Origin of the sequence: Phytohabitans kaempferiae, assembly GCF_042433955.1 — a bacterium.
Classification (GTDB): domain Bacteria; phylum Actinomycetota; class Actinomycetes; order Mycobacteriales; family Micromonosporaceae; genus Phytohabitans; species Phytohabitans kaempferiae.
Map to the genome: position 1 here is coordinate 1 of NZ_JBHLUH010000035.1, position 25,702 is coordinate 25,702.

Annotated in this window: 20 protein-coding genes and 1 pseudogene; 9 read left to right on the forward strand and 12 right to left on the reverse strand. The window is 74.3% G+C overall.

Features of this window, described 5'->3' with window-relative positions; translation table 11 throughout:
- Positions 1-154: 154 nt before the first annotated feature.
- From ACFFIA_RS17380 to ACFFIA_RS17400, 5 genes are all read right to left on the reverse strand, one after another.
- On the reverse strand, positions 155-949 hold the full coding sequence (locus ACFFIA_RS17380; RefSeq protein ID WP_377252172.1) for a hypothetical protein: 795 nt from the start codon (positions 947-949) through the stop codon (positions 155-157).
- 110 nt (positions 950-1,059) lie between these two features.
- Complete coding sequence (locus tag ACFFIA_RS17385; RefSeq protein WP_377252174.1) at positions 1,060-2,265, reverse strand: ABC transporter permease; 1,206 nt, start codon at positions 2,263-2,265, stop codon at positions 1,060-1,062.
- Positions 2,262-2,939, reverse strand: coding sequence for an ABC transporter ATP-binding protein (locus ACFFIA_RS17390; protein ID WP_377252176.1), 678 nt, complete (start codon positions 2,937-2,939; stop codon positions 2,262-2,264). Before ACFFIA_RS17390 ends, ACFFIA_RS17385 begins: the two co-directional genes overlap by 4 nt.
- Positions 2,936-4,036: a peptidoglycan-binding protein gene (locus tag ACFFIA_RS17395; protein WP_377252178.1), complete on the reverse strand. Its 1,101-nt coding sequence runs from the start codon at positions 4,034-4,036 to the stop codon at positions 2,936-2,938. The genes ACFFIA_RS17390 and ACFFIA_RS17395 overlap by 4 nt, the downstream gene beginning before the upstream one ends.
- Before the next feature lie 73 nt (positions 4,037-4,109).
- Complete coding sequence (locus tag ACFFIA_RS17400) at positions 4,110-4,652, reverse strand: hypothetical protein (RefSeq protein ID WP_377252180.1); 543 nt, start codon at positions 4,650-4,652, stop codon at positions 4,110-4,112.
- A gap of 127 nt (positions 4,653-4,779) precedes the next feature.
- On the opposite strand from ACFFIA_RS17400, the gene ACFFIA_RS17405 reads away from it, so the two are divergent.
- Genes ACFFIA_RS17405 through ACFFIA_RS17415 form a run of 3 tightly spaced genes read left to right on the forward strand, consistent with a single transcriptional unit; the run spans position 4,780 to position 7,674 of the window.
- On the forward strand, positions 4,780-5,436 hold the full coding sequence (locus ACFFIA_RS17405) for a response regulator transcription factor (protein ID WP_377252182.1): 657 nt from the start codon (positions 4,780-4,782) through the stop codon (positions 5,434-5,436).
- A complete protein-coding gene (locus ACFFIA_RS17410) occupies positions 5,433-6,596 on the forward strand; it encodes a sensor histidine kinase (RefSeq protein WP_377252184.1) in 1,164 nt (387 codons plus the stop codon). Before ACFFIA_RS17405 ends, ACFFIA_RS17410 begins: the two co-directional genes overlap by 4 nt.
- A 7-nt stretch (positions 6,597-6,603) precedes the next feature.
- The gene (locus ACFFIA_RS17415) at positions 6,604-7,674 is read left to right on the forward strand and encodes a PfkB family carbohydrate kinase (RefSeq protein WP_377252186.1); all 1,071 of its coding nucleotides are present in this window, start codon (positions 6,604-6,606) and stop codon (positions 7,672-7,674) included.
- A 131-nt stretch (positions 7,675-7,805) separates the two neighbouring features.
- On the opposite strand, the pseudogene ACFFIA_RS17420 reads toward ACFFIA_RS17415, so the two are convergent.
- From ACFFIA_RS17420 to ACFFIA_RS17430, 3 genes and pseudogenes are all read right to left on the reverse strand, one after another.
- Positions 7,806-8,655 (reverse strand): annotated as a pseudogene (locus ACFFIA_RS17420) (penicillin acylase family protein); the annotation flags it as partial.
- Between the two features lie 84 nt (positions 8,656-8,739).
- Positions 8,740-8,928: a hypothetical protein gene (locus ACFFIA_RS17425; protein ID WP_377252188.1), complete on the reverse strand. Its 189-nt coding sequence runs from the start codon at positions 8,926-8,928 to the stop codon at positions 8,740-8,742.
- 201 nt (positions 8,929-9,129) lie between these two features.
- The gene (locus ACFFIA_RS17430; RefSeq protein WP_377252190.1) at positions 9,130-10,143 is read right to left on the reverse strand and encodes an alpha/beta fold hydrolase; all 1,014 of its coding nucleotides are present in this window, start codon (positions 10,141-10,143) and stop codon (positions 9,130-9,132) included.
- Positions 10,144-10,604: 461 nt separating this feature from the next.
- On the opposite strand from ACFFIA_RS17430, the gene ACFFIA_RS17435 reads away from it, so the two are divergent.
- Both ACFFIA_RS17435 and ACFFIA_RS17440 read left to right on the forward strand, forming a co-directional pair.
- Complete coding sequence (locus ACFFIA_RS17435; protein ID WP_377252192.1) at positions 10,605-11,924, forward strand: SNIPE associated domain-containing protein; 1,320 nt, start codon at positions 10,605-10,607, stop codon at positions 11,922-11,924.
- Positions 11,925-12,105: 181 nt separating this feature from the next.
- Complete coding sequence (locus tag ACFFIA_RS17440) at positions 12,106-12,726, forward strand: pyridoxamine 5'-phosphate oxidase family protein (RefSeq protein WP_377252194.1); 621 nt, start codon at positions 12,106-12,108, stop codon at positions 12,724-12,726.
- A gap of 68 nt (positions 12,727-12,794) precedes the next feature.
- Here ACFFIA_RS17440 and ACFFIA_RS17445 read toward each other — a convergent pair whose 3' ends face one another.
- The gene (locus tag ACFFIA_RS17445; protein ID WP_377252196.1) at positions 12,795-13,520 is read right to left on the reverse strand and encodes a TetR/AcrR family transcriptional regulator; all 726 of its coding nucleotides are present in this window, start codon (positions 13,518-13,520) and stop codon (positions 12,795-12,797) included.
- 130 nt (positions 13,521-13,650) lie between these two features.
- On the opposite strand from ACFFIA_RS17445, the gene ACFFIA_RS17450 reads away from it, so the two are divergent.
- Both ACFFIA_RS17450 and ACFFIA_RS17455 read left to right on the forward strand, forming a co-directional pair.
- Positions 13,651-15,876 (forward strand): MMPL family transporter, encoded by a 2,226-nt coding sequence (locus ACFFIA_RS17450; protein ID WP_377252198.1) that lies wholly within the window; start codon positions 13,651-13,653, stop codon positions 15,874-15,876.
- A gap of 59 nt (positions 15,877-15,935) precedes the next feature.
- Entirely contained in the window at positions 15,936-18,209 is a 2,274-nt protein-coding gene (locus ACFFIA_RS17455; RefSeq protein ID WP_377252200.1) for a glycoside hydrolase family 95 protein, read from the forward strand.
- Between the two features lie 127 nt (positions 18,210-18,336).
- Here the strand turns inward: ACFFIA_RS17455 and ACFFIA_RS17460 are convergent, their stop codons facing one another.
- Positions 18,337-18,780 carry a GNAT family N-acetyltransferase gene (locus tag ACFFIA_RS17460; protein ID WP_377252202.1) on the reverse strand — a complete coding sequence of 148 codons (444 nt, stop codon included), beginning with the start codon at positions 18,778-18,780 and terminating at the stop codon, positions 18,337-18,339.
- Between the two features lie 257 nt (positions 18,781-19,037).
- On the opposite strand from ACFFIA_RS17460, the gene ACFFIA_RS17465 reads away from it, so the two are divergent.
- On the forward strand, positions 19,038-19,886 hold the full coding sequence (locus tag ACFFIA_RS17465) for a hypothetical protein (protein ID WP_377252204.1): 849 nt from the start codon (positions 19,038-19,040) through the stop codon (positions 19,884-19,886).
- A 63-nt stretch (positions 19,887-19,949) separates the two neighbouring features.
- On the opposite strand, the gene ACFFIA_RS17470 is transcribed toward ACFFIA_RS17465, so the two are convergent.
- Positions 19,950-20,945 (reverse strand): NADP-dependent oxidoreductase, encoded by a 996-nt coding sequence (locus ACFFIA_RS17470; RefSeq protein WP_377252206.1) that lies wholly within the window; start codon positions 20,943-20,945, stop codon positions 19,950-19,952.
- A 266-nt stretch (positions 20,946-21,211) separates the two neighbouring features.
- Between ACFFIA_RS17470 and ACFFIA_RS17475 the strand changes: the two genes are divergently transcribed.
- A complete protein-coding gene (locus ACFFIA_RS17475; protein WP_377252208.1) occupies positions 21,212-22,570 on the forward strand; it encodes a 6-phospho-beta-glucosidase in 1,359 nt (452 codons plus the stop codon).
- A gap of 222 nt (positions 22,571-22,792) precedes the next feature.
- Here the strand turns inward: ACFFIA_RS17475 and ACFFIA_RS17480 are convergent, their stop codons facing one another.
- Positions 22,793-25,276, reverse strand: a complete 2,484-nt coding sequence (locus tag ACFFIA_RS17480) for a putative bifunctional diguanylate cyclase/phosphodiesterase (protein ID WP_377252210.1) — start codon at positions 25,274-25,276, stop codon at positions 22,793-22,795.
- Positions 25,277-25,702 lie beyond the last annotated feature (426 nt).

A 25,702-nucleotide genomic window follows, 5' to 3' on the forward strand; every position in this document is an offset into this window, starting at 1 on the left:
CGGGACGCTGCCCCGCGTCCGGTCACCGTCGATTTTCGAGTTAGACGACCTATGGCGTCATAGCAGCCATAACCCGTCTCGATCCAGAGACTGCCCAGCCCGGTGGGCGGTCCGGACGCCGCGCGATCCACTCAGACCTCGGCACCGAAACTCTCTACACGGTGGCGACGCGGTCGAGTAGGCGGTGGGCGGCCGGGACGTCCTGGGGGATCTCCGCGGTCAGTACGACGCTGGCGGACGCGTCGCCGTCGGGGAGCTGGGCGGTCAGCTCGGCGACCACGGCCGGCAGCTCGGGCGTGCGGCGGACGAGCGTGCCGACCCGGCCCGGTGAGAAGGTCACCAGCAGCGCGTGCGCCGGCAGCACCGGCAGCAGCGCGGGCCCCAGCTCCAGCAGCAGCGTGACCGGCTCCCAGCCGGTGCCGCCGATCGGGGCGGGCACGTCGACCACCAGCACGATGAACTCGTCGGAGAGCGGCGGGCCGTCCTCGCCGCCGAGCTGGTAGACGCCGCCGAGCAGCGAGGCGAGGTAGCCCGCGGTCACCGAGCCGCGGCGGGGGTCGCCGCAGAGGGTCACGTCGGTCGGCGCGAGCACCACCTCGGCCCACGCCTCGACCACCGCGCGGACCAGGCGGGACGGCGGACCGGCGAGGGGCATCTGCCGGTACAGCGCGAAGATGTCGTCGACCGTGCGCCGGATCCCCCAGCCGGAGCGGGCCCGGGCGTGGCCGAGGTGCGTGCCCGCGGGGCGCACGTCCTGGCGGCGCGCGACCGCCCGCGCGAGCGCCTCGACCGCCGGATGCCACCACTCGTCAGGGCTGGCCACGCCGCTCCGCTCGGCCGCCGCCCGCCAACCGTCCCGCACCGCGCCGGCCGGCGTGCGGTGCCGGCGCAGCGAGCAGGCCCGCTGGTCCTCGACCGAAGCCGGTGGTCGCCTCCCCGTACCGTCCATCAGCGTCCCCCTCCCCAACCCCTCCAACGCCCGAGACGCGAGAAGATGACGCGTCCGGGCGCCGGATCTCGCGCCCGCCCCACGGTACGGGCGCGAGACCAGGGCCGGGGTCAGGGCGTGGCGAGCGCCTCGGTCGGGGCGAGGCGGGCGGCCCGGATCGCCGGGTACAGTCCGGCGATCGCGCCGATCACCAGCGTCGCGCCGACCCCGCCGACCGCCGCCCAGGGCGGCACCACCGGGGGCCAGTCCCGCGTGGCGGCGTACCCCGTGGTCACCGCCATGCCGATCACCACGCCGCCCGCGCCGCCCAGCGCGGAGAGCAGCAGCGACTCGGCGAGGAACTGGCTCCGCACCTGCCCCCGGGTCGCGCCGAGCGAGCGGCGCAGGCCGATCTCCGCGCGGCGTTCGAGCACCGAGATCACCATCGTGTTGGCGACCCCGACGCCGCCGACCAGCAGCGCGACCGCGCCGAGCCCCAGCAGCAGGCCGGTGAACGCCCGGTCGGCGGCCTGCTTGGCGGCGAGCGCGTCGGACGGCCGGGAGACGTCCACCTCGCTCGGCGCCTCGGGGTTGGCGGTGGCGGCGAGCACGTCCCGCACCGCCGGCACGTACGCCTCCCGCGCCCGCGTGTACACGGTGGTCGGATGCCCGTCGAAGTCCAGATAGGACTCCGCCGCGGCCCAGCCGACCAGCGCGGCCGAGTCCAGCTCCGGCGCCAGCGGGGCCGGGTCGAGTACGCCGACGACGGTGAACCACTCGCCGCCCACGTACACGCGCACGTCCTGCCCCGCCGCGCCGATCCCGAGCCGGGCCGCGGCGGCGCTGCCGAGCACCACGGCGGGGTAGCGCGCGGTGGCCTCGTTGAGCCACGTACCGCTCGCCACCGTGGCGCTCACCGTGGTCAGGAGGTCGAGGCGGGCGGCGAGGCAGAGCAGGCCGTTCGTCTCGATCTCGGGGATGCGGTCGGAGCGGTACACCTTGGCGTCCGGCACCTTGCCCACCGCGGAGACCGCCGTGACCGGCCCGATCCGCCCGATCATGTCGACCGACTCCACCGGCAGGGTCGCGGCGTCGCCGAAGATGTCGTTGCCCGGGCCGGCGGTGAGCAGGTTGGTGCCGAGCCGGTCCAGCGTCTCCTGGAGGTCGGCCCGGCTGGAGGTGGAGATGCCCACGACCGCCACCATCGCGGCGATGCCGATCGCGATGCCCAGCGCGGAGAGGAACGCGCGCAGCGGCCGCGTCCGCAGCCCCGCGCCACCGACGAGCAGGACATCCGACGCCCGCATGCGCGCGGGCGCCAAGCGGTGCGTGCTCATACCGGCACCGCCGCCTCGACCCGGCCGTCGCGCATCCGCACCTGGCGCGGCAGGCTCGCCGCGATCTCCAGGTCGTGCGTGATCACCACGATGGTCGTACCGGCCGCGTGCAGCTCGCGGAGCAGCGCCATCACCGCGGTGCCCGAGGCGGTGTCCAGATTGCCGGTGGGCTCGTCGGCGAGCAGCAGCGCCGGCTCCCCCACCACCGCGCGGGCGATCGCGACCCGCTGCCGCTCGCCGCCGGACATCTCGTGCGGCCGGTGGTCGAGCCGGTGCCCCAGCCCGACCCGCTCCAGCGCCGCCGCGGCCCGCTGGCGCCGCTCGCGACGGGCGACCCCGGCGTAGAGCAGGCCGTCGGCGACGTTGTCCACCGCGCGTACCCCGGCGGCGAGGTGGAACTGCTGGAACACGAAGCCGATCCGGGTCGCCCGCAGCGCGGACAGCTCCCGGTCGGAGAGGCGGGCGACGTCGTACCCGTCGACCCGGACCGTCCCCGTGGTCGGGCGGTCGAGCGTGCCGATCAGGTGCAGCATCGTCGACTTGCCGGAGCCCGAGGGGCCGACGATCGCCACCATCTCGCCGCGCGAGACGGCCAGCGAGACGCCGCGCACGGCCGCGACGCCGCCCGGGTACGACTTGGTGACGCCGTCCAGCTCCAGAACGTGACCAGTCACGCGGCTACCCCCACGGTCATGCCCTCGGCGAGCCCCTCGCCGGAGACCTCGACCCGGCCGCCGGAGAAGAGCCCGATCTCCACCGGCACGATCCGCGTGGCGGTGCCCTCGACCACCTGCACGCCGTAGCCGCCCTCGGCGAGCGCGAGCAGGGCGGCGACCGGGACGCTCAGCACGCCCTCCCGCTTCTCGACCGTGAACGAGACGTCGACCGTGGCCTGGTCGAGCGTGCCGAGCGCCTTCTGGTCGTCGAGCGCCACGGTCACCTCCAGCTTGGTCTCCGGCTCCTGCTCCTGGCCGGCACCGCCCGCGCTCCCCAGGTCGATGACGGTCTCCACGGCGGAGATCTCGCCCTGGGCGGTACGGCCGTCGGGGAGCTGGACGCCCACCGCCGCGCCCCGGGTCGCCAGCCGCTGCTGGTCCACCTCGAGGTCGACGGTCACCACTCGGGTCGTACCCGTGAAGGAGAGCACCGCCTGGGCGCCGGCGGCGTCGCCGACCTGGCCGCGCACGTCGTGGATCCGGATGTCTCCGGTCGCGTAGGCGACCCGGCCGACCTCGACAGTGCCGGTCTCCGGCAGGCCGACGTCCTCCTGCCACTCGCGGACGGCATCGGCGGTGGCGCCGGTGTACTCGTCGTCGACGGTGAAGCCGTCGTAGCCGAGCGCGGCGAGGTTCTGCTCGAACTGCTTGACGTCCGCGCCCTCGACGCCGTCTCGGAGCGGCCGGTAGAGCGGGAGCGCGCCGCGCATCAGCACGACCGGCTGGTCGTCCACGCTGTAGAGCCGCTCCCCCCGCTCGACCGTCGCGCCGGCCGCCGGCAGCCAGGTGACCGTGCCGCGCAGGCGGGGCGTGACGGTGGTCTCGGAGCCGTACCCGAGCGTGCCGTCCACCGTCTCCGCGTCCACCAGCGTCGAGCGCTCGACCTGTGCGGTGGCCGGCGGGAGCGTGGTGCCGCCGGCCGTGCCGCCGCTGCCGCCGTCGAGCGTGACCGCCGCGGCGACCGCGACCCCGGCGGCGAGCAGTGCCCGGCGGCGCCGGCGCGTCGTCCTCGCCTTCGCGGCGCCCTCCGGCGCCGCGAAAGTCTCCTCGCTCATGCCCGTCCTCGCTTCGCGGGCGGGCATGAGGCTCCACGCGCGCCGAGTCCGATGTTTCGCTCGCTCCGCTCGCTCATCCGGCCGCCCCGGGCCGGACCGGGCGCAGCTTCTCGCAGGTCTTCTGGGCTGCCGCGAACGCCGGGTCGTCCGGGTCGAGGCCGCTGCCGGGCCCGGCCCGCATCATGATGCCGCCGGTCTCCGGGTCCGGGTCGGGGAAGCCGGGCACGCCGTTGTCGCGCATGCACTTGGAGTACTGGCGGGCCTGCTCGATCCGCTCCGGGTCGGCCCGCCGCATCTCGCCGCCGTTCGGCATGAGGTGGCGGCACTTGGCCATCGCCGCCTCCGCCTTGGCCGGGTCGCTGCCGCGCAGGCGCAACTGCACGCCGCCGCCGGGCTGCGGGTCGTCCATCTCGATGCCCTCGCCCCGCATGCACTCGGTGAACTCGAGCATCGCCTCGTAGCTGTCCTTGCCGGCCGATGGGCTCGCGCCCGGGGCGGGGCCGGCGGTGCCGCCCGCCGAGGCGATCCCGCCGCCGTCGCTCCCACCGTCCCCGCCGCAGCCGGCGAGCGCGAGGGCGAGTACCGCCGCCGCGACCGCCCATGCCGTCCGTCTCATCGCGTCTCCACGTCCGGCCGGCCCCAGCGGCCGGCGACCGGTGGCGAGTCAACGCTCCGCCCCGTTACCCGGCGGTTTCCACCGGCGTTAACGCGGAACGAACATGCCCGTGGGTGATCATTGGGCGATGCGTGTACTGGTCGTCGAGGACGAGCGGCTGCTCGCCGACCTGATCGCCCGCTGGCTGCGCGGCGAGGCCCACGCGGTGGACGTCGCGTACGACGGCGACGCCGCGCTGGAACGGCTCGGCGTCAACGACTACGACGTCGTGGTGCTCGACCGCGACCTGCCGGTGGTGCACGGCGACGACGTGTGCCGCGCGCTGGTCGACTCCGGCGCGGAGACGCGCGTGCTCATGCTCACCGCCGCGGCCGAGATCGGCGACCGGGTCGCCGGGCTCTCCCTCGGCGCGGACGACTACCTGCCCAAGCCCTTCGCCTTCGCCGAGCTGGCCGCGCGCGTGCTGGCCCTCGGCCGGCGGGCCCGCCCGGCCGCCCCGCCGGTCCTCGCCCGCGCCGGCATCACCCTCGACCTGCCTCGCCGGGAGGTCTACCGGAACGGGCGGTACGTGGCGCTGTCCCGGAAGGAGTTCGCGACCTTGGCCGAGCTGATGCGGGCGGACGGCGCGGTGGTCAGCGCCGAGCACCTGCTGGAGAAGGTGTGGGACGAGCACGCCGACCCGTTCACCGCCGCGGTCCGGGTCACCATCCTCAAGCTGCGCCGCAAGCTCGGCGACCCGCCGGTCGTGGAGACGGTGCCCGGTGACGGGTACGTGATCCGGTGAACCGGCTGACGATCCGGGCGCGGTTGACCGTGCTCTACGGGGGGCTGCTCTTCGCGGCGGGCGCGGTGCTGGTGGCGGTCACGTACGTGCTCGTGGGCCAGCGGCTGCCGACCACCATGAAGCTGCTCACCCGCACCGGCACGAGGGACCAGCCGATGCCGGAGGTCGACCAGTTCTACACGGCGGAGCTGCCGGCCAGGATGCGCGACGCGGCGCTGGACGGCATGCTCACCACCAGCGTCGTGGCGCTGGTGCTGGTGACCACGGTGGCGGTGGCGTTCGGCTGGCTGCTCGCCGGGCGCGCCCTCCAGCCGCTGCACCGGATCACCGAGACCGCGCACCGCATCGCCGCCGCGCCCGCCGCCGACCGAGGGCTGCACGAGCGGATCGCATTGGCCGGGCCGCGCGACGAGATCAAGGAACTCGCGGACACGTTCGACACGATGCTGGAGCGGCTGGACCGGTCCTTCGACGGCCAGCGCCGGTTCGTGGCGAACGCGTCGCACGAGCTGCGCACGCCGCTCACGCTCAGCCGGGCGGTCCTGGAGTACGCCGCGCACCGCGACCAGCTCACCCCCGAGGTGCGGGAGCTGACCGAGCTGCTGCTCGACATCAACCTGCGGCACGAACGGCTGATCAACGGGCTGCTGCTGCTCGCCCGCACCGACAACGAGATGATCGACAGCACGCCAGTCGACCTCGCGGACATCGTGGCGCACACCGTCTCGCACCTGTCGCCGGAGGCGGAGGAGGCGGGCGTGAGCGTCGGCGGCGAGCCCGCGGCGGCGCCCACGCTCGGCGACCCGGTGCTGCTGGAGCGGCTGGTGCAGAACCTGGTCGAGAACGGCATCCGCCACAACACCGGAGCCGGCGGCTGGGTCCGGGTCGCCTGCCGTACCGTCCCCGAGGGCCTTGTCGAGGTGACGGTGACCAACTCCGGGCCGGTGGTCCCCCGGTACGAGATCCCCGGGCTCTTCGAGCCGTTCCGCCGGTACGGCGCCGAGCGCGTCGACCGCGACCGGGGCGCCGGGCTGGGGCTGTCGATCGTGCGGTCGGTCGCCCGTGCCCACGGCGGTGAGGTGACCGCCGCGCCGCGCGACGGGGGCGGCCTGCTGGTCCGGGTCACTCTGCCCCGGTTGAACGAGCCCGCCGTGGCATGATCGGCAGATGTCGGCCACTGTGGACGGGGAACCTCTCGACCTCTTCGTGTCCGGCATCGTCTACCTGGACATCATCTTCACCGGCCTGGAGGCCCTCCCCGCGCCCGGCACCGAGGTCTGGACGCACGGCATGGGCTCCTCCCCCGGCGGCATCGCCAACCTCGCGGTCGCGGCCAGCCGGCTCGGCGTGCGCACCGGGCTCAGCGCGCCGATCAGCTCCGACGCGTACGGCGACTTCTGCTGGCAGATCCTCGGCGGCGAGGAGAACGTCGACCTCTCCGCCTCCCGCCGCTTCGACGACTGGCACTCGCCGGTGACGGTGTCGCTGGCGTACGAGCGCGACCGCAGCATGATCACGCACGGCCATCCCCCGCCCGCGACCGTCGACGGCCTGGTCGGCGACCTCCCGGCGGCCCGCACCGCGTACGCGAGCCTCGGCCAGGAGCCGATGCCCTGGGTACGCCGCGCGCAGGCGGCCGGCACGCTGGTCTTCGCCGACGCCGGCTGGGACGCCACGGGGAGCTGGTCGGCGGAGTCGCTGGCGCTGCTCGACAACTGCCACGCGTTCCTGCCCAACGCGGTCGAGGCGATGCGGTACACGCACACCGACACGCCGGACCGGGCGCTGCGCGAGCTGGCGTCCCGCGTACCGGTGGCGGTGGTCACCTGCGGCCCGGCCGGCGCGCTCGCGCTCGACGCCGGTACCGGCGAGGAGGCGTCGGTGCCCGGCATCCCGGTCGACGCGCTCGACCCCACCGGCGCCGGCGACGTCTTCGGGGCGGGCTTCATCGCCGGTACGCTCGCCGGCTGGCCGCTTGCCGACCGGCTCGCCTTCGCCAACCTGGTGGCGGCGCTTTCGGTGCAGCACTTCGGCGGCTCGCTCTCCGCGCCCGGCTGGGGCGACATCGGCGACTGGTGGCGGGCCGCGCGGGAGCGGGGCGCCCGAGGTCACGCCGACTCGACGGAGGCCGAGGTCGCCCGCCGGTACGCCTTCCTCGACGACGCCATCCCGACCGGCGCGATCCGCACGGTCCGCCGCGCGTCCGCGACGATCGCCCGGTTGTCCGACGCCCGGTAGCGCGGGCCGGTCCGGGGCTCGTCGGACCGGCCACACGCTGGTCACCTCGCGCGGCCCGGCGTTCGCGGACGTGGCGGCGCGCCGCTCGATGTCGGCGTCCTTGGCCCGGATCCGTCTCCCGCGAAGGCCCGCTAGGCCGGGGTCAGGCGCAGCGTGTGCTCGGCCTCGCGGCGGATGGTCTCGCGGTCCCAGCGCATCGGGAGCATCCGCCCCTCCCGCCACGGCTCGAACTGGTCGTCGTAGTGCCGGCTGAACGCGTGCCCTGAGTTGCCGCTCGACTGGACCCACCGCGAGCCGTCCAGGTTGGACAGGTCCACGACCATGCGCATCGACGGCACGTTGTCGGCCTCGTACGACTCGGCCGCGTCCCAGCCGGTCGCGTTCACAATGGACGCTGCCGGTCGCCGGGCTCGGCCTGGGACTGGCGGCGACGGGCTCGGCGCCGGTGTTGAAGAGCCACTCCACCAGCGCCACGCCCGACTCGCCGAAGCTCTGGTTGCGCAGCGTCAGCGTGTGCAGATCGCCCCACCGCCGCGCCGCCGGATCGTCGCCCAACCGGTCGGTCAGCTCCGCCTCCGCGTCCTCCGGCGCCGCGGTCAGCATCTGGTCGTCCGAACGGTAACCGTACGACCAGTCGTGCGTGAGCAGGTACGGGTAGCCGCTGCCGACGACCGACTGGTTGGCCGTGACCACATACCCCTGGGCGGGGTTGAGCACGCTCGGCAGCTGCGAGGGCACGTCGAAGAGCGCGGCCGCCGCGCGGAAGGTGGCCCAGTCGCGGGCCCGGTTGAGCGCGAAGAGCGCGTCGATCGTGCGGCCCGGGTCGAGGGCGGTCCAGCGCAGCGCCACCGCGTACCGGTCGCCGACCTTCCGCAGCTCGGCCGAGGCGTCCGAGACGAGCGGGCCGTTGCGGCTGCTCCGCACGGTGATGGTGACCGGCCCACCACCGGCGATCTTGATGGTCTCGGTGTACTCGTCGAGATGCTAGCCAACCCCCGCCTCCTCCGGTGTCCGCCGCCACGAAGGCGCCGCGGGCCACACCGCCGCCGTCGATGATCGGTCGGTTTACGCGTCGCGGTACACGGTCACCTCGGCGGCGAGGCCGGGCAGGGCAACCTCCCCGCCGTACCGCGGGAAGGAGCGGCGCACCGCCCGGACCGAGACGAGCCCGCTCACGACGGCGAACGCGGTGAGCCCCACCAGTCCGAAGAGGACGATCCGCCGGACCACGCGCCACCGCCGCCGTTGCACCATGGCGCCGCATCCTATGCCCCGGCTCGGCGCCCGCTGATCGGCCGGTCAGCCCGCCCGGACCGTCCGATTCGGCCGGTGCCGGCAGGCGGGCGCGGCCGGCCGATCGTGCCGCCTTCGCGGTGGCGGTCGACGGCTCGGCGTGCGTCTGTGGCGAGTTTCTGCCCCTCCACGATGAGGAACTCGCCACGGACCGGCCCGGTGTCAGCCCTCCGTGATCACCTCGTCGAGCCGGCGGGCGAAGTCTTCGACCGCCAGGCCGAACCCGCCGTGGTCACCGGGGAACGTCGCCGTCGGCACGCCGAGCAGCCCGCCCACCGCGTGCGCCGCGCGGGCCGGCGGCTCCCCCACCGAGACGGCGCCAGCGGCCGGCACGACCCGGGTCGCCGAGCCCTTGAGCGCGGCGGCGTCCGGCACGTACCGGGCGAACGGCGGCACCTCGAACTCCAGGAAGAACTCGTTGTTCACCGCGAAGCGGGCGAGCATGGCCGCGGTCTCGGGGTCCAGCTCGGCCGGCGCCGCACTCCCGCCGGGAATCCGTCCCCCGCCGCCGTGGCCCTCTCCCGTGGCGGCCTCGCTCCCGAAGACGGCCGGCTCGCGGTCGCCCTCCGGCTCCGCCACGGCGGCCGGCTCGCGGCCGCCCTCGGGCTTTGTCGCGGTGGCCGGCTCGCGGCCGCCTTCGGGCTTCGGCTCGTCGGTCGGTGCGCCGGACATGGCGAGCGCGGCGCCCAGCACCTGGCCGGCGGCGGCCGATCCGCCCTCCTGGAACGCGGCCGCCACCTCACGCAGGACCTCCCGCCAGTGGTCCCGCTCGGGCAGCAGCTCGAAGAGCGGCGGCTCGTGCGCCACCAGTACCCGCACGAGCTCCGGATGGCGGGCGGCCAGCTCCAGCCCGATGATCGCGCCCGAGCTGTTGCCGAACACGTATGCGGGCGTCGTGGCGCTCACCCCCGCCGCGCCGAGCACGCGGTACGCGTCGTCACCGTGCTCCTCGATGCTCTGCGGCCCGGGCGCCCCGTCGAGCGGGCTGCGCGAGTTTCCCCGCCGGTCGTACGTCACCACCGTGTACCGGTCAGCGAGCCGCTCGGCCAGCGGCGCGAACGCGGCCGCGTCGTACACGCCGCCGCAGATCAGCAGCAGCACCGGCCCGGCGCCGCGCACCTCGTAGTGCAGCGTCGCGCCCGGCACGGGAAGCCTCCGCACCTCGGTCGTACCCATGTCTCACTCCTCTGTCGGATGACGAGTTCCGGAGTGAGGTCGGAGCGGCCGACCGTTTCTCGACATGCCGGCACTCTCGGTTCCGATGATCGGCCACAGCGCTCGCTTTTCGGCGGCATTCCGCACCGTTCAGGTGATAGTTCCAAGGAAGCGAGGATCGCTACAGTGAGCCCTCCCAATACGCAGCGTAGTCGCTTGGAGGGGCAGCCATGCCCACGCAACGGTTCAACTCGCCGCCGGGCTGGCCGACGCCACCGCCGGGCTGGAAACCGCCGGCGGGGTGGCAGCCCGACCCCTCATGGCCGCCCGCGCCGCCGGGTTGGCAGTGGTGGACTACCGAGGTGCCGCCGGCTGGGCCGGAAGGCGCGCGGGGCGCGGCCACCGTTCCGGTTATACCCGGCCCCCGGCCGGCCGCCACCGCGCCGCGCCCGCCGGCGGAGTCGGTCCCGCCCTCACCGCCGATGCCCCAGGCCGTCACCCCGCTGGCCGTCACGCCGGCGCGTAGTGGCGGGCTCGGTGGGATCTTCGGTGGTCGAAAGCGCGCCGAGGAGGAGAACGAGGAGCTGCGCCGCCAAATCAACGCTCTCCTCGGGATGGACGCGGCGGCGGTGGCCGCCGAGGCGGCCGCCCTCCAAACACAGGTGGCGGCGCTCCGTGCCGAGTACACCACGCTGCAGGCGCAGGTGGCGACGGTGCGGGCGGAGCTGGTCCGCACCTCGACCGAAGCCGAGCTACAGGAGGTGGGCATCTACCGCTACCAGCATCCGCTCGCCGACGCGGTCGCGTACAAGGCGCAGATCGCCGACCTGACCGATCGGATCAAGGCGATGGCGCGGGGCGGTACGGCGGTCGAGGCCGCAACCGGCTGGACCATCAACGGGTCGGTCGCCGAGGGCCGAAAGATGGTCGCGCAGTATTCGAAGCTGATGCTGCGCGCGTACAACGCGGAGGCCGACAACTGCGTGGCCCGGGTCCAGCCGCACCGCGTGCACACGACCATCGAGCGGCTGGACAAGGTGGCTACCACCATCGCGCGGCTCGGCAAGACGATGGGCATCCGCATCGGGCCCGACTACCACCGGCTGCGCGTTCATGAGATCACCCTGACCGCCGACTACCGCGCCAAGGTCGAGGAGGAGAAGGAGCGCGTCCGCGAGGAACGGGAACGGCAGCGCGAGGAGCGGGCCGCGCTGCTGGAGTTCGAGCGGGAGAAGGCGCGCCTCGCCAAGGAACAGTCGCACTACCAGGCCGCGCTGGCGAAGCTCCAGGCCAAGGGCGACCTGGCCGGCGCGGCCGACCTGGAGGCGAAGCTCGCGGAGATCGGCGAGGCGATCGCCGGCGTCGAGGCGCGGGAGGCCAACATCCGCACCGGGTACGTCTACGTGATCTCCAACATCGGCGCCTTCGGGCCCAACATGGTGAAGATCGGAATGACTCGCCGGCTCGACCCCGAAGACCGCGTACGCGAGCTCGGCGACGCGTCAGTCCCGTTCAAGTTCGACACGCACGCGCTCATCTTCAGCCACGACGCGGTGGGCCTCGAGGCGCGGCTGCACGCGGCCCTCGACAAGCAGCGGGTCAACAAGGTCAACACTCGGCGCGAGTTCTTCTATGCCGACCCCGCCCAGGTGCGCGACCTGCTCCAGGAGATCGCGGGCCAGCACCTGGTGGCGTACCACGAGACGCCCGAGGCACTTGAGTGGCGGGCCAGTGGGACGCACAAACAGGCGACGCAGCCCCCGGCCGCGCCAGTACCATCCACCATGGCCACGGTGGTCTGACGGGCGGGATCGGCATGGGCATCCACCGGGCACGGGCCCTCTCGCCCGCCAGCCGCGCCCGGCGAGGTGGTGCTCGACGGCGCGCCGGTCCGACGGCGACCGGCGATGGCGGCCGCGACGCGAGTCCACCACGCGGAATCGGCGGCGACGGGCCCACCGGCGGCGGGCGATAATTGTGATCATGGGGAAGATTCACGAGCGTATCGACGGGCGGCTGCGCGACTTCATCCTGGCTCAGCCGATCTTCTTCACCGCCACCGCGCCGCTCGCCTGCGACGGCACACTCAACCTCTCGCCCAAGGGGCTGCGCGGCTCGCTCGCCGTCCTGGACGAGCTGACCTTGGCCTACCTCGACTTCGCCGGCAGCAACGCGGAGACCATCGCCCACCTCCGGGAGAACGGGCGGATCACGCTCATGTGGTGCGCCTTCCAGGGGCCGCCCAACATCGTGCGCGTGCACGGCCGAGGCGAGCCGGTCTTCCGCGACGACCCGCGGTGGGGCGAACTGGTCGCGCGCTTCCCCGACATCGACGCAAGCCAGCACGGGCTGCGCGCGATCATCGTCGTGCGGGCGGAGCTGATCCGCGACACCTGCGGCTACGCGGTGCCGTTCATGGCGTACGAGGCGGACCGCGACCTGCACGGCAAGCGGTTCGCCCGGGAGGACGACGCCTCGCTCAGCGCCTACTTCGAGAAGAAGGAGCACGTGGCGACCAGCATGGACGGCCTCCCCGGCCTCCCGCTGCCCCTTCCCGCGATGCCGCCCGCCCCTCGGCACCGGGCGGCGCCGAGCCCGACCTGATCCGCCCTCGCCCGGCCACCGTCCCAGCGAGCGACGCGCACAAGCCGAGCCGCCGGGTACCGCGCGGCCTACAGAGGCGGCGGCACCGGCAGGCCGGCGACCTCGGCGACCAGGCGCATCTGGCCGCCGAAGAGAGCATCGCGGGCGGCCTCCTCCATCCAGTCGAAGTGGCCGTTGGCCTCCAGCGACGTGAACCCGTGCAGCGACGCCCACGCGTGCAGCATCGCCTGGAAGTGCTCCGGTTCGACCATCGAGTGGTGGCCGTGCTTCAGCTTGGCGCAGTCCTCGACCGCCGGGTGCACCTCGCGCAGCCGCGGCGACGCCAGCTCGCCGCGCTGGCGCGCCTCGATGAACAGTGACGACAGCTGGGCCATCGCGCGGCCGGCGGCCTCGCTGGTGCGGCCGTCCTCCGGCGCCGCGTAGTCGGGCAGCGGCATGCCCAGGATCAGCGCGAACTGCTGCGGCTCCCGGTGCGCCCACCGGCGGTACGCCTGCGCGGCGGCCAGGAAGGCGGCGCCGATGTCGTCCGCCGGCACCTCGGCGCGGGCCTCGGCGACCTCGGTGCCGAGCGCGTCGTAGGCGTCCTGAATGAGGGCGCTGATCAGCTCGTCGCGGTCGGCGAAGTACCGGTACAGCGCCGGAGGTGTCATGTCCATCGCGCGGGCGATGTCGGTGAAGCGCACCTCCACCGTCCCGCGCTCCCGCATGAGAGCGAGGGCGGTCTGCTTGATCTCGTCGATCGTGGCTGCTCTCGCCCGCTCGCGGCGGGGGGCGGTCCGCGGGCTCGGGCTCATCGTCTGGTCCCTCCATGTTACGCCTTGCGTTAAGCATCGTTACAGACGTGAAGACGCTTGACAAGTGACGAACCATCGTGTTTGTTATGGAGCTTAACGCGACTGACATACCTTCACTCGGGGAATGGACATGAACGAGCCAGGACCGTTGGGCCGGATCGCCCGACTCGCCTACCGCAACCGCGGCCGCACCTTACTGCTGTGGCTGGCCGCCCTCATGCTCGCCGCCGGTCTCTCGGCGGCCTTCGGTGGCGACTTCGCCGCCGACTACTCCGCGCCCGGCTCCGACTCCAAGGCCGCGCAGGAGCTGCTCCAGGAGAGGTTCCCGGCCCAGTCCGGAGAGGTCGTCGAGGTCGTGGTGCGGGCCGACGGTGGTGTCGAGGCGGCGCGGGCGGACGTCGGCGCGCTCCTCGCCGAGCTGGCCACCGTGCCGCACGTGGCGAGCGTGGGCGACCCGTTCACCACGCCCGGCGGGATCTCGCCCGACGGCGGCACGCTCGTCGCGCAGCTGCGCCTCGACGTGACCAACGCCAACGACATGCCGCACGCGCAGAGCGAGCGGCTTCTGGAGATCGCCGACGCGGCCGAGCGCCCCGGCCTCGACGTCGCGCTCGGCGGCCAGGCGATCGCGGTGGCCGAGCAGGGCGAGATCGGGTCGGAGGGCATCGGGCTGCTCGCGGCCGCGGTGATCCTGCTGCTCACCTTCGGCTCGGTGGTCGCCGCCGGCCTTCCGATCCTCACCGCCGTCGCCGGCCTCGCGGTCAGCAGCTCGCTCACCGGCCTGGCGCTGCTGGCCGTCGACGCGCCCGACTGGTCCACCGCCCTCGCCACGATGATGGGCATCGGCATCGGCATCGACTACGTGCTGCTCATGGTCACCCGCTTCCGCGAGTGGCGGGCCGCCGGCCTGGACCCGGAGGCGGCGACGGTCGCGACGCTCGACACCGCCGGCCGCGCCGTGATGGTCGCCGGCAGCACGGTCGTGGTGAGCATGCTCGGCCTGTTCGCGATGGGCCTGTCCTTCATGCGCGGCGCCGCGGTGGTCACGATCCTCGGCGTCTTCGTGGTGATGGCGGCGAGCGTCACGCTCTTCCCCGCCCTGCTCGGCTACCTTGGCCGGCACGTCGACCGGCTGCGGCTGCCGCTCGGCCGGCGGCGGGAGGCGGAGGTCGCGGTCGGCGGCCACATCGAGCCGAGCCGCGGCTGGCTGGCCTGGAGCCGCCTCGTGCAGCGCCACCGCGTGGTCGCGGCGCTCGCCGGCGTGGCGATCCTGCTCGCGCTCGCCGCGCCGTTCCTCGGTGTCCGCTACGGCTTCCCGGACGCGGGCAACAGCCGGGAGGAGACGTCGACACGGCAGGCGTACGACCTGCAGGCCGAGGGCTTCGGCCCGGGCGCCAACGGCCCGCTCGTGCTGGCCGCGGAGCTGTCGCGGCCGGGCGACACGGCCGCACTCGACGGGCTCCGCGCGGCGGTCGCGGCGACACCGGGCGTCGCGATGGTCACGCCGCCGCAGCTCAACCCCGTCGGCGACACCGCGGTGCTCACCGTCGTCCCGGCCACCGGGCCGCAGGACGAGCGGACCGAGGATCTGGTACACCGCCTGCGCGACGAGACCATCCCGGCCGCGACCCAGGATTCGGGGGCGGTCGTGCGGGTCGGCGGCGTGACCGCCGCGTCCATCGACAGCACGGAGAACATCGCCCGCCGCCTGCCGCTGCTCATCGCCGGCGTGGTGGCGCTGTCGATGGTGCTGCTGCTCGCCTCGTTCCGCAGCGTGGCGGTGGCGGCCAAGGCCGCGGCGATGAACCTGCTCTCGGTCGCCGCCGCGTACGGCGTGGTCGCCTACGTCCTGGAGGGCGGCTGGGCCGGGCGGCTGATCGGCATCGACACCGAGACGCCGCTGCCGTCGTTCGTGCCGGTGCTGATGTTCGCCGTCCTCTTCGGACTCTCGATGGACTACGAGGTGTTCCTGGTCAGCCGGATGCGCGAGGCGTGGAACCGCACGCGTGACAACAGCCGGGCGATCACCGAGGGGCTGGCCGGCACCGGCCGCGTGGTCACGGCCGCCGCGGCCATCATGATCGCGGTATTCGCGGCCTTCGTGCCGAGCCCCGACGTCGTGCTCAAGGTGATCGGCGTCGGCATGGCCGCCGCGATCTTCGTCGACGCCACCGTGGTACGCATGCTGCTGGTCCCCTCGGTCATGCACCTGCTCGGCCGGGCCAACTGGTGGATGCCGCGCTGGCTCGGGCGGATCCTCCCCGAGCTGCATGTGGAGGGGCAGCCGGAGCGGCACCTGCCGACCCCGCCCGACCCGGAGCACTCGGTGGAGCTGGCCGGCGCCGTCGCCCGGTAGTCCGGTCCCGCTGGGAGGCGCTCATGGGGGTGGGCGCCTCCCCGGCTACGCTCGCGGTCGTGCCGCACCCCGCCCTCACCCTCTGGTACGACGAGCCGGCCACCGACTGGGAGACGCAGTCGCTCCCGATCGGCAACGGCGCGATGGGCGCGAGCGTCTTCGGCGGCGCCCAGGCCGAGCGCCTCCAGTACAACGAAAAGACACTGTGGACCGGCGGCCCGGGCAGCGGGGCGTACGCCAACGGCGACTGGACCGCGCCCCGTCCCACCGCCATCGCCGAGACGCGGGCGCTGATCGACCGCGACCTGCGCGTGTCACCCTCCACTGTGGCGGGCCGGCTCGGCGCTCCCCGGGCCGGCTACGGCGCCTACCAGAACTTCGGCGACCTCCACCTCGAGATGACCGGCACGCCGGCCGCCGTGGAGGGGTACCGGCGGGAGCTCGACATCGCCGAGGCGGTCGCGGCGGTCAGCTACGCGCACGGCGGCGTGACGTACCGGAGGGAGTACATCGCCAGCCATCCCCGTGCCGTGATCGCCGCCCGGTTCACCGCGAGCGAGGCGGGGCGGGTCTCGTTCGTACTGCGGCACACCTCGCCGCACGCCGGGGCCACACTCACGGTCCGCGGCGACCGGGTCACCGTACGCGGCACGCTCGCCGACAACGCGATGGTGTACGAGTCGCAGTTCCGGGTCGTCGCAGAGGGCGGGAGCCTGACGAGCGGCGGCGACCGCATCACCGTCTCCGGGGCGGACAGCGCGACGGTCGTCTTCTCCGCCGGCACCGACTACGCGCAGGCGTACCCGACCTACCGGGGGGCCGACCCGCACGCCCGCGTCACCGCCGCCGTCGACGCGGCCGCGGCCCAGTCGTGGGACGCGCTGCGGGCCGAGCACGTCGCCGACCACCGCGCGCTCTTCGACCGCGTGCGGCTCGACATCGCGGAGTCGATGCCGGCCGTCCCCACCGACGAGTTGGTCAAGCTCGGCGGCCGGGCGCTGGAGGCGCTCTTCTTCCAGTACGGGCGCTACCTGCTCATCGCCTCGTCGCGCGCCGGCTCGCTGCCGGCCAACCTCCAGGGCGTGTGGAACAACTCCACCAATCCACCGTGGGCCGCCGACTACCACGTCAACATCAACCTCCAGATGAACTACTGGCCCGCCGAGGTGACCAACCTCGGCGAGACGGCCGCGCCGCTGTTCGACTTCATCGACGGGCTGCGTCCGCCGGGCCGGGTCAGCGCGGCGTCGATGTTCGGCGCGCCGGGATGGGTCGTGCACGACGAGACCACGCCGTTCGGATACACCGGCGTGCAGGACTGGCCCACGTCGTTCTGGTTTCCCGAGGCGGCGGCGTGGCTGTGCCGGCACCTGTACGACCACTACCGGTTCACCGGCGACACGGCCTTCCTGCGCGACCGGGCCTACCCCGCGATGCGGGAGGTCGCCGACTTCTGGTGCGCCAGCCTGCACACCGACCCGCGCGACGGGACGCTGGTGGTGTCGCCCAGCTACTCCCCGGAAAACGGCGACTTCACCGCCGGCGCCTCGATGTCCCAGCAGATCGTCTGGGAGCTGCTGGGCGACACGATCGCGGCGAGCGGCACGCTCGGCGTCGACGCCGGCGACCGGGCGCGTTGGCAGTCCACACTGGACCGGCTCGACCCCGGGCTGCGGGTCGGCTCGTGGGGCCAGCTCCAGGAGTGGAAGGGCGACTGGGACAGCCCCGCCGACACGCACCGGCACGTGTCCCACCTGTACTGCCTCCATCCCGGACGGCAGGTCTCGCCGCTGTCCAGACCCGCGTACGCGGCCGCCGCCCGCGTGTCGCTCGACGCCCGCGGCGACGGGGCCACCGGCTGGAGCAGGGCCTGGAAAGTCAACTTCTGGGCCCGGCTGCGCGACGGCGACCGGGCGCACGCGCTGCTGCGCGAGCTGCTGGCCGGCAGCACGCTCGCCAACCTGTGGGACACGCATCCGCCGTTCCAGATCGACGGCAACTTCGGCGCCACCGCCGGCATCGCCGAGATGCTGCTACAGAGCCACACCGGCGTCATCGACGTGCTGCCCGCGCTCCCGTCCGCCTGGGCCGACGGCTCGGTCACCGGGCTGCGCGCGCGGGGCAATGCCACAGTGGACGTGACGTGGAGCCGCGGCGCGGCCACGCGCGTCACGGTCACGGCGGGCGGTACCGGCCGCCTGACCGTACGCAGCCCGCTGCTCACCACCGCCGGCCTCGTCGACCTCGACACGGGGCGGCCGGTGCCGGTGACCCTCGACGGTCCACAGGCGACGTTCGCGGCGCGGGCGGGGCACCGCTACCAGGCCGGCTGAGCGGCGGCTCAGCCCCAAACCTCCCGCGCGTCGTCCGTCGCGCCGCTCCGTGCCCGTGCGAAGCGGCGCTGGCGAGCTTCGCGCGGCCGAGGAACGGAACGGCGGGCGGCCGCGCGGGACCCATCCGCTAACGGTGGACCTCGATGCGCATCCGCACCTTGACCTCGTCGCGGCCGGTCTCGCGAAATCCGAGGCGCGTGTAGAGGGCGTGCGCGCGGACGTTGACCACGAGCACCTCCAGCGAGAGCGGCTGCCCGCGCGCGGCGGCCTCCGCGATCAGGTCGCGCACCAGACGCCCGCCGACGCCCCTCCCCTGGTACGCCGGGAGCAGCTCGATCAGCCCCAGGAAGATCCCGTCCGGACGGCGCTCGACGTCGAGGCGGCCGGCTTCCCGCCCGTTCACCATGATTATCTTGATCTTGGAGGGGTCGAAGCCGCGCTCGTGGAAGCCGCGCTGCACCGCCTCGTCCCAGCCCCAGACCGCGGTGACGTACGGGCCGAGCGCGGCCTCGTGCAGCGCGTAGCAGAAGTCGCTGTCGGCCGCCGTCGCGGCGCGCAACAACACCTCCATCGGGACAGGCTACGCGGGGCGGCGCCGGTAAGTCCGATCGTGGAGGAGGCACCGGCCGTGCCGGCGCCGCAGGTCACCGACGCCTTGACGCTGCTCGCGCCCTCCATCCTGATCGATGTCAATGGATTGTTTCAACCGAGGGGATTCCCGGCTGGGACCGATCGGGATACGCTGTGGCGCGCCGGCGGCGCCGCCGGTCCGTCCGCCCGTCCCCCTCCACGGGCGACCCCTCCGCCGTGCCGCCGCAGGGAGAGTGAGTGCCCACCCGCCCGGACCCCCGGTCGCCCCGCGACGCCGGCCGCCATGCCCTGAGGCCGGCCGACGCGTCCCCGCCCAAGCCGGGCCGCCGCAGGTCGCCGGCGTCCACCGGCGGCGGTGCCCCGCGCGGGTGGCCGGCGCCCACGGACGCGAGCGGCCCGCGCCGGTCGCTGGCACCGCCCGGCGGCGGCCTGCGCAGCGCGGTGGGATCCCCGACCGGCGGTGGCCTGCGCCGCCCGAGCACATCCGAGGTGCTGCTGCTCTGGGCCCCGACCGCCCTGGGCGTGGCCGTGGCCTTGACCATCATCGCGGCGGTCGCGGTCACCCGCGGCTCCGGCGCCGGCCCCGCGCCCCGCGCCTCCATCGACTACGCCTGGACCCCACCGGTCGCCTACCAACCACCGGTCGCCGCCACGACCCGCGCCCCCTCCCCCTCGCTCATCCCGGCCACCATCCCGCCCCTCTCCCCCACCCCCACGGTCCGCCGCACCACCACCAGGCCGCGCACCACGCCACCGCCTCCCCCGCCGCCGCTGACCGGCCGCTACGGGGTGGTCGACACCTACCGCGACGGCTTCATCGGCGAGATCCTGGTGACCAACCCGTCGGCCACCGCCCGCGGCTGGACCGTCCGCCTCCAGTTCGGCCGCGACGTGGGCCGCCTGCACACCTTCTGGGTCGACGGCGCACCCCCGCCCGAGGTCGACCGCCAGGGCACCACCTACGTCTTCACCAGCCGCGCACCGGTCGCCGCCCGGGGCAAGGTGGCGCTGCGCGTGCAGTTCCAGCGCTGGGGCCGCGACATCTCCCCCTCGGCCTGCGCCGTCAACGGCTCCGCCTGTCAGTGAGGCGCCTCGGCCGGCGCCGCGCGCACCGGCCACCGCCCGCGGCAGCGGGCGACGACGCGGGCGCTACAGCCGGACGAGCATCTTGCCGACGTTGGCGCCCCGCAGCATGCCGAGGAAGGCGGACGGTGCCTCGGCCAGACCGTCCACATAGGTTGTGTCGTAGCGGATCGCGCCGGTGCGGAGCCACTGCGCCATCTCGGCCTGGAACGCGGGCGCCAGATGGCCGTACGAGGTCACGATAAAGCCGCGCAGGGTCAACTGCTTGCCGACCGCGAGCACGAGGTTGCGCGGGGCGGGCGTGGGCTCGGTCGCGTTGTACTGTGCGATCGCCCCGCAGAGCGCCACGCGGCCGTGGACGTGGAGTGCGCCGATCGCCGCCTCGAGGTGCTCGCCGCCGACGTTGTCGAAGTACACGTCGATGCCCTCCGGCGCGGCCTCGCGCAGTCGGTCGCGGATCGGGCCGTCGTGGTAGTCGAAGGCGGCGTCGAAGCCCAGCTCCCGCGCGTACGCCACCTTCGCCGGCGACCCCGCGCTGCCCACCACGCGGCCGGCACCGCGGAGCCTGGCGATCTGCCCGGCCAGGCTGCCCACCGCGCCGGCCGCGCCGGAGACGAAGACCGTCTCGCCCGGCTTCATGGGGGCGATCTCGACCAGCCCGACGTACGCCGTGAGCCCCGGCCCGCCCAGCGGCCCCAGGTGTGCCTCCGCCGGTGCCACCGATACGTCGACCACGCGCGTGCGGCGTGCGGGCAGCACCGCGAGGTCGCGCCAGCCGAAGTTGTGCACGACGATGTCGCCGACGCCTCGGTCTGGCGACTCGGAGGCGATCACCTCGCCGACCGCCGCGCCGTCGAGCGGGGCGTCGAGCTGGAACGGCGGCATGTACGACTTGACGTCGTCCATCCGGCCGCGCATGTACGGGTCGACGGACATCACCTGGTTGCGGACCAGCACCTGACCCGGCTCAAGCGGTGGCACGGGCACCTCGACGAGGCGGAAGTCCTCCGGCACCGGCCAACCGGTCGGGCGGGAAGCGAGGTGGATCTCCCGCGCCTTCACGCGGCGGCCACCGCGGTGTGGAGCACGCGCATGTGCGTCATCCCTTCGTCGGCACCACGCTCTCGCGCGGCGCGCCAGCTCGCCCGGTCACTCACGCGGCCCGCCAACCGGCGCTCCCCCGCGACGAGCCAGCGCGGCACCAATGTGGACAGACGAGCGGACCCGCGCGCTCCAGGCGCTTGAGGAGCCCGCCGAGCGGCCGGGGCCACGCCACGAACGTAGCGCGCCTGCGAACCGGGCACAATTCTCCTGGGTACGATCGGCGGATGGCGCGGCTGACGATCCTCGGCGGAGGCGGCTTCCGGGTCCCGCTCGTGCACGCGGCGCTGCTCGCCGACCGCGGTCCCGGCCGGATCACCGAGCTGGTGCTGCACGATGTCGACAGTGGACGGCTGGCCGCGGTCGGTCAGGTGATCGCCGAGCGGGCGGCCGGAGCGGGCCCCCGCGTCACCGCCACCACCGACCTCGACGCGGCCCTGCGCGGTGCCGACTTCGTCTTCTCCGCGATCCGCGTGGGCGGGCTGGCCGGCCGCGCTATCGACGAGGGCGTGGCGCTCGCCGAGGGCGTGCTCGGGCAGGAGACGGTGGGCGCCGGCGGCGTGGCGTACGGGCTGCGCACCGTCCCCGTCGCCGTCGACCTCGCCCGCCGGATCGCCACGGTCGCGCCGGACGCCTGGGTCGTCAACTTCACCAACCCCGCCGGCCTGGTCACCGAGGCGATGGCCGCGCACCTCGGCGACCGCGTGATCGGCATCTGCGACTCGCCGGTCGGTCTGGCCCGGCGGGCCGCCCGCGCGCTCGGCGTCGACCCCTCGGCGGTGCGCCTCGACTACGCCGGTCTCAACCACCTCGGCTGGCTCCGCGGCCTGTACTCCGGTGGGGTCGACCTGCTCCCCCGGCTGCTGGCGGACGACGCGGCGCTGGCCTCGTTCGAGGAGGGCCGGCTCTTCGGCGGCGAGTGGCTGCGCGCGCTCGGCGCGCTCCCCAACGAGTACCTGCATTACCACTACTTCGCCCGCGAGGCGCTGGCCGCCGCGCGGACGACCGAAACCCGCGCCACGGAGGCCACGGCGGCCGACGCGCGGACGGGAGGCGAGACGCGCGGCGCGCAGATCGCGCGGCAGCAGGCGGCGTTCTACGCCGGCCCGTCACTGGCCGCGTGGGAGGAGGCCCGCCTGGCCCGCGAGCGGACGTACCGGGAGGCTCGCGACGCGGCGGACCTGGAGGGCGGCGGCTACGAGGGGGTCGCGCTCGCGCTCATGCGGGCGCTCGGCGGGCACGGGCCGGCCACGCTCATCCTCAACGTGCGCAACCGCGCCACGCTCCCCGCGCTCGACGCCGAGGCGGTGGTCGAGGTGCCCTGCGCGGTCGACGTGTCCGGTGCCCGCCCGCTGCCGGTCGCCCCGCTCGACGGCCACGCGGCAGGGCTGGTCACCACCGTAAAGGCGGTGGAGCGGGCGGTGCTGGAGGCGGCCACGAGCGGGTCGCGGGCGGCGGCGCTGCGGGCCTTCGCGCTGCATCCGCTCGTCGACTCGGTCGCGGTCGCGCGGCGGCTCCTCGACGCGTACATCGACCGCCACGGCCCCTTGTCCTACCTGCGCGGTGACTCTACGGTCCACCCATGACGCTGCTCTCGGACCTGGCCGCCGCCCTCGAAACCGGCGCGATCGAGGTGGTCGAGAGGCCAGCCGCGGGGAGGGATCGTGAAGCGCGGAGGGTGAGGCCCGCGGGTCGTGGGGACGCGGAGGGCGAGGCCGCGGGAGCGGCGGCCTGGACCGCAGCGGACATCGCGGTAGCCCGAATCTGTCCTCTGGAACGGATCGCCTCGATCAGGGCACTGAGGCGGGTCAGGCGGGCGGGCGGTGGCGGAGGGCGATCACCGTGGCGCCGCGGTGGAGGCTGGCGGCCAGCGCGCCGCGCACGCCGTCGACCCCGGCGCGCAGGGCGTCGAGCAGCTCGGCGGCGTCGACCGGGCGGCCGAAGAGGTGGCCCTGGCCGGCCGTGCAGCCCACCTCCCACAGCGCCTGCCGCTGGTCGGCGGTCTCGACGCCCTCGGCCACGACGGTGAGCCCCAGCGAGCGGCCGAGCTCCACAGTGGACCGCACCGCGGCGGCGGCCTGGGCGGAGGTGCGCATGGCGGCCACGAAGGTGCGGTCGATCTTCAGCTCGTGCACCGGCACCTCGGAGACGACCGACAGCGACGAGTGGCCGGTGCCGAAGTCGTCGAGCGCCAGCCGCACGCCGGCCGCCCGGAGGCTGTTGAGCACGCGGTCGACGGCCTGGAGCTGCCCCACCGACGCGGTCTCGGCCAGCTCGAGCACCAGCGAGCCGGGGTCGAGGCGCTGGGCCCCCAGCTCCTCGAGCACCATCGCCGGGAACGCGGGGTCGAGCAGGCTGTGTGGCGACACGTTGAGCGCGACGGCCAGGTCGAAGCCGGCGGCGCGCCACTCGCGGAGACCGGCCAGCGCCTGCCGGAGCACGCCCGCGGTGAACGCGCCGAGCAGGTCGGAGCGCTCCACGATCGGCAGCCACTGCTTGGGCAGCAGCACGCCGTGGCGCGGATGGTGCCAGCGGGTCAGCGCCTCGGCCGCGATCGCCTCGCCACTGCCCAGCTCGACGATCGGCTGGAAGCGGACGGTGAACTCGCCCCCCGCCACCGCCCGGGCCAGCTCGCCGCCGAGGGAGAGCTGGCGGTGGTCGGCGGTGTCGCGGCCGTGCTGGTAGTCGACGATGGCGACACCGGCCCGCTTCGCCTGGTACATCGCGACGTCGGCGCGGCGCAGCAGCTCGCCCGCGCTCACGCCCGGACCGGCGAGCGCGATGCCGGCGCTGGCCTGGACGGTGACCTGCATGCCGGCGAGGGCGACCGGCTCGCGAAGGCAGTCGAGGATGCGGCGGGCGCGGTGGATCGCGGTGGCCGGGGCGGGCAGGTGCTCGAGCAGGATCGCGAACTCGTCGCCGCCCAGCCGGGCCACCACCGCGCCGTTGTCGGTGGCCGCCGCGCCCAGCCGCTCGCCCACCTCGACCAGCAGCTTGTCGCCGAAGGCGTGGCCGAGCGTGTCGTTGACCTCCTTGAACCGGTTGAGGTCGACCAGCGCGAGCGCGAGCGTGCCGCCGGTGCTCTCCCGCGCCTCGGCGAGCCGGTCGAGCAGGGCGCGCCGGTTGGCGAGGCCGGTGAGCGGGTCGCGGCGGGCGTCGCGGGCGTGCTGGTCGCGCTCGGCGATCAGCTCGGCGTACGCCCGGGCGTTGAGGATCGCGGTGGTGAGCGAGGCGCCGTAGGCCCGCAGCGTGCTCTCCTCGCGCCCGTCGAGCCCGACGGTGGTCGCCGGGAGGGCGAGCCGGAGCACGCCGACCGCGCTGCCGTCGCGCCCGCCGAGGAAGCGGCTCGCGGTCAGCGGCGCGGGCGGCGGGGCGGCACCGGAGGGCCCGTCGTACACCACGCCGTCGGCGTCGGCCCGGACCAGCCGGCACGGCTCGACGTCCCAGAGCTCGACCTGGGCCTGCCGGGCGTTGAATAGCCCGACCGCCCCGCGCGCGGCGGTGTGCAGCACGCCGGTGAGATCGACCCCGTTGAGCGCGTCGGTGGCGGCGGCGAGCTGCTCCCAGGTGCTGCGCTCGGCCCGCAGGTGGAGGCGGTGCATGTAGACCAGGTAGAGCACGAGCTGGGCCAGCGGGATCGCGACCAGCAGCCGCAGGTCGAGCATGACGAGCGCGGTCGCGGCCACGGCGATGGCCAGGCAGGCGAGATTGAGCGCGAGCCGGATGTCGGCGTCGGTGCGCAGGACCTGCTGCATGGAACGGCCGGTGACCAGCGCGACCGTGGTCGCGATCACCGCCTCCTCCACCACGACGAAGGCGACCGCGCCGACGAGCAGCGCCAGCAGGTAGGTGGTCCACGGCGCGACCGCGCCGCCCGCCAGCGTGGGGTGCACACCGGCGGCCGAGACGGCGCCCGTCGCCGCGGCGGCCGCGAGCACGACCGTGCCGCCGTTGTGCAGTGCCTTGTGCAGCGAGCCGCCCCGGTGGCGCACGACGCCTCGGCCGACGGCGACGCCCGCGGCGACGCAGACCAGCGCCCACTGCGGCGGGAGCACGACGGCCACCACCAGCACCGCGGACGAGGCCGCGTTGAACCGGATCTGCGTGCGGATGCGCACCGGTGCCGAACAGCCGACGCCCACGACCACGAGGGCGGCGGCGATGACGAGGACGAACGCCTCACTCGGCGACGGGACGCTCAACCGGGGAACGGCCCACGCGAGACAACCTCCGGCAGAAAGCAGGACGAGACCGGTCAGCAGCCGCAGCTGCCCGGTCTCACCCCTGCTCATGCCGGTCCGTGCCCTCCACAGTGGAGCATTTCCATCGACCGGTCGACATTCGGTCAGGTTACCGCAGCGGAGGGTGAGATCGACACCCTCGACGCCCGGCCGCCTCCATACAGGACCCCTCAGCCCCACTCCAAGCCCTTGCGCATGATGGCCGCCCTCCCTTCCGTGTCGCCCGCGCACACCGTAGGGAGAATTCGCCCAGGAAAGGAAGGTTAAAACGTCCCTTGCACCAGACTGAGCCTATTCAGGCGGATCTGTGACGTTCCGTCGGTTTCACGCCACGCTCCGCAACCATCGCCGCGCTACAACGGACCCGCGAGGGGACACGCGCGGTAACCCTCAACCGGCACTTTACCCAGCTCACGTCACACCAGCACCACTGGTTTCACGCCGCTGGGCGCCGTACGCGCGACGGTTGCGGGGCGT

Excerpts from the sequence above, each read along its gene's own strand:
- ACFFIA_RS17445 (WP_377252196.1), bottom strand. The coding sequence starts at position 13,520 with ATGAGCCCGAGCCCGCGGACCGCCCCCCGCCGCGAGCGGGCGAGAGCA.
- ACFFIA_RS17480 (WP_377252210.1), bottom strand. The coding sequence starts at position 25,276 with ATGAGCAGGGGTGAGACCGGGCAGCTGCGGCTGCTGACCGGTCTCGTC.
- ACFFIA_RS17415 (WP_377252186.1), top strand. The coding sequence starts at position 6,604 with ATGTCGGCCACTGTGGACGGGGAACCTCTCGACCTCTTCGTGTCCGGC.
- ACFFIA_RS17450 (WP_377252198.1), top strand. The coding sequence starts at position 13,651 with ATGAACGAGCCAGGACCGTTGGGCCGGATCGCCCGACTCGCCTACCGC.
- ACFFIA_RS17430 (WP_377252190.1), bottom strand. The coding sequence starts at position 10,143 with ATGGGTACGACCGAGGTGCGGAGGCTTCCCGTGCCGGGCGCGACGCTG.
- ACFFIA_RS17395 (WP_377252178.1), bottom strand. The coding sequence starts at position 4,036 with ATGAGCGAGGAGACTTTCGCGGCGCCGGAGGGCGCCGCGAAGGCGAGG.
- ACFFIA_RS17400 (WP_377252180.1), bottom strand. The coding sequence starts at position 4,652 with ATGAGACGGACGGCATGGGCGGTCGCGGCGGCGGTACTCGCCCTCGCG.
- ACFFIA_RS17460 (WP_377252202.1), bottom strand. The coding sequence starts at position 18,780 with ATGGAGGTGTTGTTGCGCGCCGCGACGGCGGCCGACAGCGACTTCTGC.
- ACFFIA_RS17435 (WP_377252192.1), top strand. The coding sequence starts at position 10,605 with ATGCCCCAGGCCGTCACCCCGCTGGCCGTCACGCCGGCGCGTAGTGGC.
- ACFFIA_RS17440 (WP_377252194.1), top strand. The coding sequence starts at position 12,106 with ATGGGGAAGATTCACGAGCGTATCGACGGGCGGCTGCGCGACTTCATC.
- ACFFIA_RS17385 (WP_377252174.1), bottom strand. The coding sequence starts at position 2,265 with ATGAGCACGCACCGCTTGGCGCCCGCGCGCATGCGGGCGTCGGATGTC.
- ACFFIA_RS17405 (WP_377252182.1), top strand. The coding sequence starts at position 4,780 with ATGCGTGTACTGGTCGTCGAGGACGAGCGGCTGCTCGCCGACCTGATC.
- ACFFIA_RS17425 (WP_377252188.1), bottom strand. The coding sequence starts at position 8,928 with ATGGTGCAACGGCGGCGGTGGCGCGTGGTCCGGCGGATCGTCCTCTTC.
- ACFFIA_RS17380 (WP_377252172.1), bottom strand. The coding sequence starts at position 949 with ATGGACGGTACGGGGAGGCGACCACCGGCTTCGGTCGAGGACCAGCGG.
- ACFFIA_RS17475 (WP_377252208.1), top strand. The coding sequence starts at position 21,212 with ATGGCGCGGCTGACGATCCTCGGCGGAGGCGGCTTCCGGGTCCCGCTC.